Genomic DNA, 1,178 nt, shown 5'->3' with positions numbered 1-1,178 from the left:
CGCCGACCGCCTGATGCCCGCCGACCTCTCCGGCGCCAGCCTGAAGAACGCCGACCTGTCCGGCGCTGACCTCAAGCGCGCCAACCTGGCCGGCGCGACCTCAGCCGCGCCATCCTGCGCGGCGCCTGCCTGCGCCAGGCCGATCTCCAGGACGCGCTCACGCTGGGCGCCCACGGGCTCGAGCTCGCCGGGCAGCCCGCCTGACACGAAAAAGGGGCGACGCATCGCGCCGCCCCTTCGTCAGGCGTCTTGGGTGACGACCCTTAGGCCGCCTTGGCCTTCTTGCCCTCGATCAGCTTGGAGCCGGTGCCGATCTCGATGCGGCGGGGCTTCAGGGCCTCGGGCAATTCTCGAACCAGCTCGATCGACAGCAGGCCGTTCTGCAGGTCGGCGGTCTTCACCACCACATAGTCGGCCAGCTGGAACCGGCGCTCGAAGTCGCGCTCGGCCAGGCCGCGGTGCAGGAAGTTGCGCTCGGCGGAGCCCTCATCGTTGGCGGTCTTGCGGCCGGTGACGGTGAGCAGGTTCTCCTTCACCTCGATGTTCAGCTCATCGGGCTTGAAGCCGGCGACGGCGATCTCGATGCGATAGGCGTTCTCGCCCGTGGTCTCGATGTTGTAGGGCGGCCAGCCGTTCTCCTGATGGGTAGCGGCGGCGCTTTCCAGCAGGCCGGCCAGGCGGTCGAAGCCGACGGCCGAACGATACAGCGGCGAGAAATCATAGGTACGCATGGTCATCCTCCTGAGGATCAGCAAGGTGAGCCGGCCCCGCGGTTTTCAGCCCGGACCGGCGGTGGGTGTTCAGTCCGGTCGGCCCGCATTCGGCCCCGTCCGGTCTGGAGGACCCGACATCGGCGTCCTCGCGACAGGAGGTGGGATGTCCGCGCGCCGGTTCAAGAGCCCCTCCCTGGCCACGTTCAAGGGCGCGTGATTTCGTCGCTTCGAGGGAGAACGCGGCTTGCCCGCGAAGCTTCGGGGGTCAGGTCCCGGCTCACTCCCCGAGGCCTTCGAAGGAAGACGTCCATGCGCCTGACCGCACTCGCCGTGACCGCGGCCTTGCTCGCTCCCGCCCCCGCGCTGGCCCAGGCCCTGCCCCCGATGCCGACGCTGGACGAGACCCCCGCCCAGCGCACCGCCGCCGCGCCGCCATGGCCCCGCCCCGTCCTGCAGGAGGACGCC

The 1,178-nt window shown here is 70.1% G+C and carries 1 protein-coding gene and 1 pseudogene; one reads left to right on the top strand and one right to left on the bottom strand.

The window, feature by feature from the left end; genetic code table 11:
- Positions 1 to 13: 13 nt before the first annotated feature.
- A pseudogene (locus AC2W7C_RS18185) lies at positions 14 to 61 on the top strand (hypothetical protein); the annotation flags it as partial.
- A 202-nt stretch (positions 62 to 263) separates the two neighbouring features.
- Here the strand turns inward: AC2W7C_RS18185 and AC2W7C_RS18180 are convergent.
- Positions 264 to 731, bottom strand: a complete 468-nt coding sequence (locus AC2W7C_RS18180) for an Hsp20 family protein (protein WP_486002603.1) — start codon at positions 729 to 731, stop codon at positions 264 to 266.
- Positions 732 to 1,178 lie beyond the last annotated feature (447 nt).

It is taken from the genome of Brevundimonas sp. CURTG3B2_SDJG, assembly GCF_057364705.1.
This window is presented reverse-complemented; position numbering and strand designations above follow the sequence as displayed.